The 13038-nt window shown below is 38.4% G+C and carries 14 protein-coding genes; 12 read left to right on the top strand and 2 right to left on the bottom strand.

Going from position 1 to position 13038, the window contains the following annotated elements:
* The first annotated feature begins 452 nt into the window (after positions 1–452).
* From QFZ78_RS01300 to QFZ78_RS01325, 6 genes are all read left to right on the top strand, one after another.
* Positions 453–1043, top strand: coding sequence for an RNA polymerase sigma factor (locus tag QFZ78_RS01300; protein ID WP_307544713.1), 591 nt, complete (start codon positions 453–455; stop codon positions 1041–1043).
* Positions 1021–2721: a DUF4179 domain-containing protein gene (locus QFZ78_RS01305; protein ID WP_307544715.1), complete on the top strand. Its 1701-nt coding sequence runs from the start codon at positions 1021–1023 to the stop codon at positions 2719–2721. The genes QFZ78_RS01300 and QFZ78_RS01305 overlap by 23 nt, the downstream gene beginning before the upstream one ends.
* 261 nt (positions 2722–2982) lie before the next feature.
* Positions 2983–3921, top strand: a complete 939-nt coding sequence (locus QFZ78_RS01310; RefSeq protein ID WP_307544716.1) for a DUF3221 domain-containing protein — start codon at positions 2983–2985, stop codon at positions 3919–3921.
* A gap of 176 nt (positions 3922–4097) precedes the next feature.
* On the top strand, positions 4098–4637 hold the full coding sequence (locus tag QFZ78_RS01315) for a hypothetical protein (protein WP_307544718.1): 540 nt from the start codon (positions 4098–4100) through the stop codon (positions 4635–4637).
* 222 nt (positions 4638–4859) lie between these two features.
* Complete coding sequence (locus QFZ78_RS01320; RefSeq protein ID WP_307544913.1) at positions 4860–6230, top strand: UDP-N-acetylmuramoyl-tripeptide--D-alanyl-D-alanine ligase; 1371 nt, start codon at positions 4860–4862, stop codon at positions 6228–6230.
* 131 nt (positions 6231–6361) lie between these two features.
* Positions 6362–6775 carry a DUF3888 domain-containing protein gene (locus QFZ78_RS01325; protein ID WP_307544720.1) on the top strand — a complete coding sequence of 138 codons (414 nt, stop codon included), beginning with the start codon at positions 6362–6364 and terminating at the stop codon, positions 6773–6775.
* Positions 6776–6920: 145 nt separating this feature from the next.
* Here the strand turns inward: QFZ78_RS01325 and QFZ78_RS01330 are convergent, their stop codons facing one another.
* Both QFZ78_RS01330 and QFZ78_RS01335 read right to left on the bottom strand, forming a co-directional pair.
* On the bottom strand, positions 6921–7322 hold the full coding sequence (locus tag QFZ78_RS01330; protein ID WP_307544722.1) for a hypothetical protein: 402 nt from the start codon (positions 7320–7322) through the stop codon (positions 6921–6923).
* A 210-nt stretch (positions 7323–7532) separates the two neighbouring features.
* Positions 7533–7925: a hypothetical protein gene (locus tag QFZ78_RS01335; RefSeq protein ID WP_307544723.1), complete on the bottom strand. Its 393-nt coding sequence runs from the start codon at positions 7923–7925 to the stop codon at positions 7533–7535.
* A gap of 184 nt (positions 7926–8109) precedes the next feature.
* Between QFZ78_RS01335 and QFZ78_RS01340 the strand changes: the two genes are divergently transcribed.
* The 6 genes from QFZ78_RS01340 to QFZ78_RS01365 all read left to right on the top strand — a co-directional run bounded on the left by QFZ78_RS01340 (position 8110) and on the right by QFZ78_RS01365 (position 13034).
* Entirely contained in the window at positions 8110–8505 is a 396-nt protein-coding gene (locus QFZ78_RS01340) for a hypothetical protein (protein ID WP_307443021.1), read from the top strand.
* Between the two features lie 304 nt (positions 8506–8809).
* Positions 8810–9361, top strand: a complete 552-nt coding sequence (locus QFZ78_RS01345) for a hypothetical protein (RefSeq protein ID WP_307544725.1) — start codon at positions 8810–8812, stop codon at positions 9359–9361.
* A 262-nt stretch (positions 9362–9623) separates the two neighbouring features.
* Positions 9624–10265: a stalk domain-containing protein gene (locus QFZ78_RS01350; protein WP_307544727.1), complete on the top strand. Its 642-nt coding sequence runs from the start codon at positions 9624–9626 to the stop codon at positions 10263–10265.
* A gap of 382 nt (positions 10266–10647) precedes the next feature.
* Positions 10648–11412: a hypothetical protein gene (locus QFZ78_RS01355; RefSeq protein ID WP_307544729.1), complete on the top strand. Its 765-nt coding sequence runs from the start codon at positions 10648–10650 to the stop codon at positions 11410–11412.
* A 202-nt stretch (positions 11413–11614) separates the two neighbouring features.
* Positions 11615–12235 carry a stalk domain-containing protein gene (locus QFZ78_RS01360; RefSeq protein WP_307544731.1) on the top strand — a complete coding sequence of 207 codons (621 nt, stop codon included), beginning with the start codon at positions 11615–11617 and terminating at the stop codon, positions 12233–12235.
* A 313-nt stretch (positions 12236–12548) separates the two neighbouring features.
* The gene (locus QFZ78_RS01365; RefSeq protein WP_307544733.1) at positions 12549–13034 is read left to right on the top strand and encodes a hypothetical protein; all 486 of its coding nucleotides are present in this window, start codon (positions 12549–12551) and stop codon (positions 13032–13034) included.
* The last annotated feature ends 4 nt before the right edge of the window (positions 13035–13038 follow it).

Here is a 13038-nt window from a genome sequence, read left to right on the forward strand (position 1 = left end):
CGATGACACGACTTGGATCGCAAAAATAAGAGAATGAATTAGAGGCTGTTTTTGAGATGATATGTTAGGCAGGAATGTGAAAACAGATATAATAGAGAAAAAACTAAAAATTACCCAAATTTAACGGATACTATAGTTGAACAAAACAAGGAGCAGATCTGCTGGTGCAGCTGATTCTTGTTTTTATTGAGGGACGGGCAGTTTAATGCAACTTTGTATATGGTGGACCGATGGTCCACCATCGGTTTGTTTCAGGAAAAAGTCCAGTCCGCAAGGGATAACTTGAAAGCGATAGTCGTTCAACTAACGGATAACTATACCTACATAACTTAAAGCTGGCCATTGCGAAAGCCGGCTTTTTCTTATTACAAAAAAAATGTTTCGTCTCCCGAGTGAGAGTTTTCGCTAATATTGCTCGTCTATATAGTATAGAACTCCAAGGAGGCTTAGCAGTGGAGGAATGTTTAGAGCGAAATGAGAAAAATAGTGAAATACAATGGATTAGCAGTGTACTTGATGGCCGTAAAGAGGATTACGCCTTTGTGGTGAACCGATACAGAAATAAAATATACGGCCTACTGAGGGGAATGGGGGCGGATCACCAGGATGCCCAAGACCTGACTCAGGAGACCTTTATTAAGGCATACCGAAAACTGGCTTCGCACAACACAAATAAAAGTTTTGCTGCATGGTTATATACCATAGCGGCTAACCTGCTGAAAGACATGCGGAGAAGATCACATCACACGGAGTGGCTAGCGGATCCACCTCCCGATCATCCGCCTTGTGAAAATCCGGAAATGGTTCTGCTTCAGGAGGAGCAGCGCACGGAGGTTCAGGTCTTGATCCAGCAGTTGCCACTCAATTACCGGATCGTGCTACTGCTACGCTATACGAACGATTTGAGTTACGTGGAAATGAGTGAAGTTCTGGATGTACCAATAAACAAAGTCCAAAATGATCTTTATCGGGCCAAAAAGAGATTAAAACAAATGATGACTGTCGAGGAGGTGAGGACCGATGGAATGCTTAAGCCCCGTTGAGATGGAAGAATACGTCCTGGAAGATCCTTCGTCCCATAAACAACAAATGGCCGAGCATATCGCCACCTGCCCGAGGTGCCGTTCCCTTTACCATGACAAACTCGAACAGCAAGCAAGATGGTCACAAAGGTTGTTCTCGGAAGCCTTACCTGATTCGTTTACTACCAAAGTGATGGCAGCGCTGGAGCAAGTAGATCTGGAGACATATACAATGAAAGAATCGCTGCCAGCAACAATGACGACGATCGTAGGCTCACATGAGCCCGAGACCATCAACGAAACTCCACCTACAGATGCTGGAAAAAGCTTGTTCAAGCAAAGAGGCGCAAACTTTTGGAAGCTATCGATCGGAGTGGCTTCGCTATTGATTCTTTTTAGTACCGTAATTTTGTATTCCGGTCCAACACTGGCGGAGACGCTCCGTTCCCTATTTACGCGTGATAACGTCGACATCGGGCTACTTCGGGCGCAAGAGTTTGGTCTGGTGGAGCATCCGAACATTAAGGTTAAAGATAAAGGTTACACTTTCAAAATTGATGAAGCGGTAGCAGACCCTACCAGAGTTATCCTGGCACTACAGTTGTTCGGGCCAGATGGAAAACATGACAGAGAAAGGCTTGTTTTGACTCCGGAAAACAGCATTAAGATTAGGGACGATAAGGGACAAATCGTTGGAAATATGTATGACATGGGAATGACGAATGATTATTACTATCTGGTCGCCAACTTTCCAAAACCTCTTCAAACAGAAAGGATTACGATAGAAGGTCGTATTACCCAGTTAGGCAACGAAATCCAAAATGTCCCTTATCTTAAAGGACAATGGAACTTCAATTTTTCAATCGATATGAAAGAAGCTAATAAAAAAACGACCGTTACTCCATTGAAGGGAAGTTATACAGCTCCGGGCGGTATGACGGTTCGCTTGAAGAGCTTGACCCGGATGGTGCAGGGTATCCGGTTAGAGCTCGATACCGAACTCGATGAGGAAGCACGAGTCCGCTCACCTGGTGAATTATGGAAGCAACAAGGCTTGAAGTTTCATTTCGAGGATATGCAGGGAGCCGAGATTCATAGTGTCAACACGAGAAAGGGGTGGCATAGAGACAGTTTGATGACGGAGTCCCACCTCCCCGGCGACAAGCCTGGATTGATGCATTGGAGCTATACGTTCAAATATTTGCCGCAAGACACCCCCTATACTTTCGTGTTAGATGGTTATTTTGTCTCAGAACGTGATGGTGCATCGGTCCAGTTTGAACCTACCAATTTAAAAGATCAACCAGTTCCTTTCCGATTTGACGGTGATAATCTCATGTTAGTAGATTTCACAGTAGAGTCCCCACCGAATACAAATGGAAAAGAAGCCGAGGGTGCCTTACATCTGAGCGGAAGATTACGGAATGAAGATAGCTACAGCCAATGGATATTAAGACTTCCTAATAACAACAAAGATTATATGATCACTAAACGCGGTGCCTCGACCACGGAAGCATCAGGGTGGAAAAATGGTTATATAATACTGGGCGGAGCACAACTAGGAGGGGCATTCGATTTCCGTGCCGAAGGCCTAACCGCAATACCAGATCGGCTCCAGCTGATTCGCACGGTAGTGGATCGACTTTATACCAACGTAGATTGGTCCATAACGATGAAGGAAGAAGTCAAGCGACAGTAAATGCACTTTTGGGGTAACTAAATTCAATCACGACATAACGGCAGCCGGCACACGATCGGCTGCCGTTGTCTGTTGAAGTAGAGGGCAGAATACTTACAATAAATTCCCACAGGATAAACAAAGGATTTTCTATTTTCCAACCGAATAAGTGATGAATTGCAACTAAGAAGAGGGTATGATTGCATGAAAGTAAAATTTGGAATACTTTTTTTGTAATTCTAATTACTCTATAATCTATCGACAGCTTAGAGGGGAAACAATATGAATAAACTAATAAAATGGATTTTACCGATAGTTTTTGTATTTTTAACTGCTGATTGTGGTGAGAAAGCGGTAGTTAATGAACAATTAGCTGAAAAGGTAAGTGAAAAACCAGTTAATTTTTTGAAATTGGACGACTTTAAACAAGTAATGCAAGAAGAAGGTACATTTCTTGCATCAAAAGGAGAGGGGACTCACGAGATGTTTATTCTCTCGGGGGTAAAGCCTTCAATATTTACAGCATCATTAATGTTCCATGAAGAAGTGAACCCAAAGAAAAACCTCTACGTTTATGAATTTAAATCAGATGAGGAACGGAAAATAGGACTCGAAGCTTTTGATCAAATTAAGGATATAGTCAAGTTCTCTGCGCAACCTCAAGTCACTTTTCAAAAGAATTTGGCGGTTATATATTGGAGCGATGCACAAGACTTAGAGCCTAATGATAATGTAACCGATCCTGTTGGGGAAAATGTCCTCTATGCAATGGATCGGTTGGGTGAACCTGGAATTGAAGGTTATATTGTTGATAAGAAAGCAGGAGAAATACTTGTTGTAAGTAGTGTAGCTGTTGATTACAGTCACGGCAAGGGTCAAGAGTTTTACAATGCAATCTGGTTCTCAAATGTTTCAGATACACTAGTCATTGGCGATAAAGTTAAAGTATGGGCAGAGCGTGGAAATTACACACTGCCTTACCCAGGCAGGGAAATTGCCCACAAAGTGATAGAACAAACAACGGTTCGTCCTAAAGAAGCCGATCGTACAGAGGAATATATGCTACAAAAGGCACTTCAAGAAGAAAAATTAAAGACGGACATGCACAAGATTATTGCAGTGAAATCTGTTAATTATAATGCGAAGGAAGACACGTGGTATTTACATTTTAAAGATACGATAATGCTAGAAGACTTTTACTTTAAGTTAGATGATAAATAAGAACTTATGTTATCTCATTAAGCTAACGCAGAACTATAGTTAAGGGGCTTGCTTCGCGGCAGTTCTTCTTTTGTTTTTATTAAAGTAACAGGTTAATGCAACTATGATAATTCCTATTGCGTCTAATATTCTATACTGGTTAAGTTAAATTAGATGATAGGAGTGACAAGATAACATTGAAATATAAAATTGGGGCTATCTTATGTGTGATATTTCTCGCATTGATCTTAGGGCTTGCATTATTTCAAGATGGTCAAAAAAGAAAGCAAAACACGGTAGAGTTCCCTACTATTGAAGATGTTATTTCGGCAGAAATAGATATTGGTGGACCACCAGGTCCAAATAAAGAACCAATTCAGATGGACTTAAATAATAACATGCAAAAGATAACAGTTGCCAAAATTACTTATTGGCTTTCACATGCTGAATTTGTAAGTTCTGCACGTAATCAATCTGTATCCTTTGGCGGCGGACCAAATCAGTTTGTAATGAAGACACGAGATGGAAAATCAATAGGGATTGTAGATGCTTTTGATTCCATTTCGATAGAAGTCCCAAACGGGTGGATGGCAACAGAAGTATCAGTAAGTGATCAGGTGACCATTTCATTTGAAAATAAAGTCTTTAGATTAAGATCGCCCGATTTAAAGCGATGGATCGAAACTGATATGAATAAAATAATTAATGATCGTTTAAAAGAACCACAGAAGCAATGACATTTATAAATATCATTTTGCTTATTAGATTAAGCTAACGGAAACGTTAGTTAAAGACTTGGGACAGTTCGCCGCGGCTAGCAACTGTTCCTTTTTTGTTGAAGTAACGGGATTATCTTGAATTAATAAAATAATTTTGTTTAGTATTAACATGGAAAGAATATGCTTATTGTAAGAGAACTTAATAATTCGGTAAGTAAAAAATTGATTGGCGGTGGTTCTGTGATTTGCCATAAATTAAAAGTTATTGAAACGATGTCCGAAGGGAATGGACTATCTAATGTATATGATGACCTCATAATTCAAGGTGTTTCCATTGATTCTAGAACAATACAGAAACATAATTTATTTATTCCAATTATAAGACAATTGGACGGTCACGATTACGTGGAGGAAGCAATATCTAAAGGAGCGATAGCCTCTTTATGGCAAAAGGATCATCCCAACCCACCTGTTCATGTACCGCTAATTTATGTTGATGATTGTTTGAAAGCACTTCAAATTCTGGCTGCTAATTATCGAAGGGAATTATCAATAAAAGTAATTGGTGTTACTGGTAGCAATGGTAAGACAACCACAAAAGATATGATAAATTCCGTGGTGCAGACAAAATACCGAGTTCATAAAACTGTGGGGAATTTAAATAGCCAAATTGGAGTTCCCTTGACCATATTAGATATAGATAAGAACGCAGAAGTTGCAGTAATTGAAATGGGGATGAGTGAGAGTGGTCAAATCGATCGACTCTCCCGAATAGCTCAGCCAGATGTTGCTGTCATAACTATGATTGGTGTGTCTCACTTATCGAGTCTTGGATCAAGGGAAGAAATTGCTGCCGCAAAATTAGAGATTGTCAATGGCTTGCAAGATAATGGAGTTCTAATCTACAACGGAGATGAGCCATTGTTAACCAATGGACTTAATATAATTAGAGTCAAGAAACCGATCTCTGCTATTTGCTTTGGTGAAGGCGACACTAATGACTACTGTGTCGGAACCACTCTAACAAACTCAGAAGGATCCTTTTTTACAGTCGGTGACGATAAGTTTTACATACCTCTGCTGGGTACACATAATGTGTCAAACGCACTAGCGACAATTGCTGTCGCGTCAATACTAGGTATAGGTCCCGCCGAAATGGATGCGGGTTTTAGAAATTTGAAAATAACTGGTATGAGAATGGAGAAGGTAGTCTCACCCTTTGGATTTACCATAATTAATGATGCATGGAATGCTAGCCCCAATTCTATGACCGCTGCAATAAAAACCTTTGAAGAATTAACCGGTTATGCAAGAAAGTTTTTAGTCTTAGGAGACATGCTTGAACTAGGTGAACAAGAGCAAGAATTTCATCGGGACATAGGGAGGAATATTGATCCGACTAAAATTGATTTTATTTATACGGTCGGCACTCTCGGTAAGCATATCGCATTAGAAGCAGAAAAAAGATTTCACAACGGTTGTGTCCAGGCATTTCCGGACAAAAAAGAGTTAACTAAGAAATTAAGGAACATGGTAAAGCAAGACGATGTAATCCTGCTGAAGGGATCGAGGGGTATGCAATTGGAGACGATATTGCAGAATTTATTATAATACAAAGCGAGTGCTTTATTGTGCTAACGGTTAACGATAGTTCAGTATTGGAGGGCGCCATCGATCAGGCAAAAACTTAATAGTATTCTGTTCAATGGGGATAATAATCAAAAAAGGTAGGTGTTGTTCTAATGAAAAAATGGATAATCTTCCTTCTTCTCTTTTTTGCATTTTCATCATCAATACAAGCTGATACAGAATCGCCAAATGCTAAGGGGCTACAAAAAGAGATCCTTCATGATGCACTTATTCATGAACTGTTACCAAGTATATCTCAAGTCCTTGATAAACAATTTGGCGTAGGTCATGGTTTGGGGATTCAATGCCAAAAAATTTTAGAAATTAAGAGATTAGAGCAAGGTCAATTTTACTTTGAGGTAACATTGGAAGCGATGACTTTCAAAGGTGCACATAACCCGCCTAACGACATTGTCACAGTAAAAATATCCAATTATCCCACGGGAAATTGGGTTATTAAAGAGTACTCAATCAACGAAGACAAACCAGCAAATTACGTATGTGGAAACCCAGACTATAGGAGGTAGCAGGCGCGTCGAGGATTACTATGGAATTGAAGGGCGCTCAATGGCGCCCTCTTTTTCGTTTCGTGAAGAATTTCCTTTTTAAGCTAACAGGCAGAAGAGCGTGGTGAAATATTCAAAAAAAAGGAGCTGCAAAAGCAGCTCGTAATTAAAGTATTTGTTTGGCTGATGAAATCTTTCGACCAGTCTCTGCATCATAAACAGCATATTGAGAAAAAAGTTTTTTATTTACGTATTTGGCAGAAAAAAAGACGTACACTTGTCTTTTGGGATTATATCCAACACCGTCACCTACTCCAGATGTTGTATTGAATTGTTTAGGGACATTGGAGAACACTTTGTTAATATCCTTGTACAAAACCTTCTCCCTGAGTTTAAATACGGAATCTGGATATTCAGTATATTCACTACGATTCACTTGATGATAATAATCGTCAGCTCCAAGGAAATTTTTTTCCGCATTACTAGGATACTTTTCAAGTTCGTTCGCCTGAGCAAATGGCATCGTAAACGCTAGTATTAGAAAGCTCATTATTATTACTTTTTTCACCTTTCCACCTCCTGCCAATTATTATATCCAATGTTAGTTTCAGCATTCATGGGTAAGGTGTTTAAAATGTGCCCAAAAGTTTTTGGTATTTAAATAAAGACAATTGAACTAACGCAGAATGATAGCTCAAACAACTAACAAGACGCGGCTGCCGATATTTAACGGCAGCCGCGTTAAGCTAAGGGCAGAAGAACGCAATCAGTCAAAACTTTATTGAGGATGATTTTTAGAATGTCTACGAGTGACATTGATACTATCTTGGATACGCCAATCTTCACCAAATACTTCAACTACAAAATGGTCGTGTATTGTATCGTCTTTATCATATTTCCAAACACAAATCCAATCAGTTTTGAAGCCTGATTCTTCACAAATGAGTTTTCGATTTACCCATTGTTGCGTTCCAGTTGGAACTCTCCACACTTTTATTTTCTTTGCATAAGAGGTTGTAACATGAATTTTCATTTCCCCGCTACCATCTGGAATATATGTCCAGTTACCTTCAGGAACAGGTATGGTTTCAATTTTCATTAATGGTGACGCTTGTGCAAATGTTGTAAAAAAACAAAACAGGATAAGTAAGCTGAGTATCTTTCCAAACATGTAATTTTCACCCCCAAATAATATGCCCCATGACGATGTTTTTCTTCACAGCATTTTGCCTTGTCCAAAAGTTGAAAAAGGTATTACGCTAACGGTCAGACTAGTTTAACAATTTCCCGAAAAAGCTTTTGTAACTTTTGGCTAATAGATTTCGTTCATATATTAATACAGGAGGTGGGATTTAATGGGTAGATCGATTTTAATTTTGATCTTTTCAATGATGCTTATATGTGTAGGCTGCCAAAGCAAACAGCAGATAAACAATGACAAGTTGGTAGTTCTCAAACGCTCCGGAACAGAAAACAAACACGAAAAACACAAAGAGGTTACAGATAAGAATACAGTTCTAGCCATCAAATCGGTGTTAAAAAAAGGGGATTGGAAAAAATCGAAGATTAGCATGACTATACCGCCCGATTATAAAATTTATTTCGAACCTACTGATGGTAGTGAAGCATTATCTGTTTGGTATGATGTTTGGTTTACGAATGAATTCGCGGAAGTTTATATTGAGGCTCAAAATTTGTACAGAAAGCTTTCAGTAGAAGATTCTCTTGCACTCCGTGACGTAATTCAATAACTGGAGGAATTAAGCTAACGAGGAACTATAGTTAAGGGGCTTGCTTCGCGGCAGCTCCCTTTTGCACGAGTAAGCGGAAGACTTTGAAAGAAGGGTTGTTTTCTATGAAAAAATGGAAGTCATTTGAGGGTGACTAACATCGATACATATGGCGACTTACTTATTTTCCTGTTCATTGGGATTGCTGGTGTTTAAAAAAAGCATGACAACAAAACACCTGCAATATTATTTGGCTTAGTTTCATATATTGATAGGAATATGAATACACCTAGCATAATAATACTTGTTTTGGGGTGATAGTTTAATGAAGTATCTTATTCAAACATTGCTTACTTGTTTGTCATTTTCAGTCATTACTGCTTGCACATCGCAATCTCCAGTAGCTTTAAAAACCACTGAAAATCCAGTGACAGTTCAATTAGTAGTAAGCACTAATGAGAGGCCAAAACCAATTCAACAATTTTTAAATGCGGGTGATGTTAATTCGTTACAAGTAGCAGGTGGTTTACCGAGTAATGAGAAGCCGAACCCATTTTGGAATGAGGAAGCGAAAGGAACAAAGGTTATATCCAAAGTTATGGGTTGGCTAAATTCATCAGAGATAGTTAATGGAGAAACTAATTGGGGAAAACACGGTTATCCCAATATTTTGAATTTCTATTTGAATAGTGGGCAAATAGCTGTTGTTGAGCCTGCATACAATTGTGACACGACAAAGGATGCTAAAGGTTATGTTACAAAAAGATGCACAACTGCTAATGGCGAGATTGTCTTCAACTATGAGTCAAAGCATATTCGTTTAAAGTCTCCAGAACTTTATGATTGGCTTCAAGGTGGTTGGAAGAATGAAAATTAACATATTATTATGGAAATTAAAAAGTTCAGCTTTAATGATTCTTTGCTACCTTTTGTGGAATTTGTAATTCTTGAAGGTTGAAACATATAGCAAACTAGGATCGAGAGTTCAATGATCAGGGACAGTTTGCCGCGATAGCAGCTCCTTGGTTCATTAAACTAATGGGCAGTTTAGTGATATTACTTGAGTGTAAGAACGGTATAAATGGAAACTTTTTACTTGTTAGCTTCGTCTAATTCATTAGAAATTAATATCGGGAGTGATGAATTTGAAGAAGTTCGTTTTAGGTCTAATTTGCGGAATTGGTTTAACAGCGACAACTGCCGTGTATGCCTCTGACACAATTCAAGCGTACTTATTTCCAGTTAGATACGAGTTTAACGGTCAAACTAAACAATTAGACAGTGAATACACCACATTAAATTATAATGGTCATGCTTATGTACCTATTCGATTTGTTGCCGAGAGTCTTGGGGTAGGTATAAGGTATCTAGATAAAGATAAGGTTATTTCCATCATGAATGAACCTACAAACATCGACGGATTTGCAAAAAAGGTATGGCTAATCCATTTTCGTTTGAATGTAGGTAATGATCAAAGATATGTTAAAGAACTTATTGGTGAGCCAGTAGTAGAAAGAACAAATGAAGATAATCAGCAAGCAGTATGGAGATATGATTACATGGCAACTCAAGACTATCAATATGGTGATTTAAGTAATATTGATTTTGAAGGTCTCGGTCAAGGAAAGATACGGGGACAATTATTGATTAATTGGTCTAACGAAGGCAAATTAGAAAAGATTCAATTCTGGTACACTAGTTCGGTTACTGATGTAGATAGGAAAACTTATTCGTACATTCTTAATCAAGATGGTTCGACATCTGAAGCCATGTATGAATAATCAGCAGTAAACATATGAACGGGGACCGTCTGTGAAGGAGATTATTATACTTGATACTTCCCTTATGTTTATTAAGCTCCCTAGGAAAACTATAGTTCTGAGCTGCATTGAAGCGGCTCCTTTTTGATTTCTTTGAATTAAAAGGCAGTAGAACGTGTTGGAAACTTGAGTTCAAGCTACTGTATGAGAGGTTAACGCAACTATCAATATATTTGCATCGTCTAAACAATTGGTATTATTTGTTATTTAAGCAGGAGGAGTGATGATTTATGCTCATTGAAGAAGAGAACATTTTTTCCCGATGGTTACTTTTTGCCTTCTACTAAGTGAGGATGTTGAGAAGATCAGATATAGACATATTGATATGGGGAGGGAAGTTCAATTGAAGCATAGGTGGTCTTTACTCACAATAATAATTTTTTTATTGGTGGTAGGTTGCAATGTAAAGAATAATGATACGGCTACACAAGACGGACCTATAATAAAAGAGTCAAATCCAAATTTATTGACCTATGCTGAACCCAATAATCCGGGTCAAATCGGTGAGACAAAAGAACGAGTTAGTGATATCTCAGCAATTATCAATAAACTCCTGGATGTGAATCATAAATACTCAGCTTTAGAAGGAAAGATCATAAAAACATTTGAGCCTACTGGAGAAAAGGAGCTAATTGAACTTGCTATCGAACAGCCTAGCCGATTCTACGTGAAGCACATATTAGATTCTAAAACTCCGGATCTATTTGAAGAGTCAATATTTGATGGAACAAATTTTCAAATTAAAGGATCTGATGGTGAAATAAGTCAATTATCCCCAGCAGATATTAATGGACTTGGAGTACTTCTACCTATCGGTGGTGTAAACGAATTATTGTATCCAAAAATGTTTATTCACAATGCCATTAGTAGTGGTCAATCCACGTTAAAGGTTGAAGAAAAGTTCCTTGATCGTGATTCTACAGTTATAGTTATAGACCGTAAAGAGGGGAAACTGGGAAATAGGCTAACTATTTGGTTTGATAACCAAGCTGGAATTATCCTAAAGATTATTTCTTCAGATGGTGATAAGCCTGTACAAACTATTGCATTTGATCAGATAAAATTTACCGACAAAGCTAATGAGGAAAAATTTAAGAAAATAAAGTGAAAAGCGCGTTCAACTAACGGCGAACTTTAGCTGAGGAGCTTGCTACGTTGTAGCTGCTCCTTTTTCGGTTATTGAAGTAACGGGCAGGAATGTGGAATACCTGCGTGCAAGTGGATTGAATAAAAATTGAATAAATGGTGATACTTACCACTTGTTCGCTCCGTCTATAAATTATAGTAGTAAACAAGGGGAGTGATGAATTTTGAAAAAGTTTGTTTTAGGTCTGATTTGCGGAGTTGGTTTAACAGCTACGACTGCTGTATATGGCGCAGACACTATTCGAGCATACTTGTTTCCTGCGAAATTCGAAGTGAATGGACAAAACAAAGAAATCGGCAGTGAATATACGGTATTGAACTATAACGGTCATGCTTATGTACCTGTACGTTTTGTAGCAGAAAGCTTGGGGCTTGGAATAAGGTATGCAGACAAAGATAATGTGATTTCGATTATGAATGAGCCAACTAACGTTGATGAAGTAACAAAAAAGGTTTGGCTGGTCCAATACCGCATAACTAACGGAGTGGACAGAAATTATGTAAAAGGTCTTTTAGGCGAACCGAGCGTAGAACGAACGAATGATGATTCAGAACAAGCGGTTTGGAGATATGATATATCGCCGATTCAAGGATATAAATACGATGATTTAAACAAAATTGACGTTAAGGGTCTTGAACAAGGAGATATTAAAGCTCAGATTTTCATTCATTGGTCTAATGAAGGCAAAGTTGAAAGAATTGCATTGTGGTACACAAAAGATAAATGGATTCACGTGAACTATTTATACGAAGACGGCTCAATCACAGATGCTATATACGAATAAAGCTGAAAAAGCATCATTAAAGATGGGGCTTTATCACTACGCTAACGGGTAACGAGAGTTAAGTAATTGTAACAAAAATGATATCTTATATTCATGTGGCATTAATGAATCAAGCCTATAATTAAACTCGACCCCCTTTTAAATACACATACTCAGACCCTCAGCCCGTTGCTGTGGGTCTCTATTTTAATGTTCAATTAAAAGGCTGAATAATGGAACTTACCTGAGCTTTACTTCGTCTATTGAAATATGTCATTAGCTATAAAGAAATTGGCCGTGCAGTGAAAGAAAACGTGTATTGAAGGGGGAGCTAATGAGAAAAATCGTTGTTGTTCCATTTATCGTTTTGATTACAATTGTCATGTCTGCTTGTAACCCTAATTTAAATGCTTCAAATAGGCAGTTGCTTAAGGCAGAAGATATATCGTCAATACAGGTTGTCGGGGGCTTGCCAGGAACGAAACATTCCCCTTTATTTCAAAACACTGATGGAGCTGGGAAAACCACCATTTCAAAAATTATTGGGTGGATAAACACTTCAAAACCTATCAGTGGTCAAACGGAATATGGAAAGCATGGCTACCCAATGGTAATAAGCATAAAGACGGATGATGGCAAGATGATAACTGTTGAACCTGCGTATGACTGTGTTTCACAAACAAATGTTGACGGCAGTGGTTCAAAGACCTGCACCCCAGCTAAAAGTGAAATCGTACTAAGAAATGATTCGAACAAGATTCGAGCCGAATCACCTGAACTGTATAAATGGATAAATGAAGGTTGGGAAGAAGAAAAATAAGAAC

Origin of the sequence: Paenibacillus sp. V4I5, assembly GCF_030817255.1 — a bacterium.
GTDB lineage: Bacteria > Bacillota > Bacilli > Paenibacillales > NBRC-103111 > Paenibacillus_E.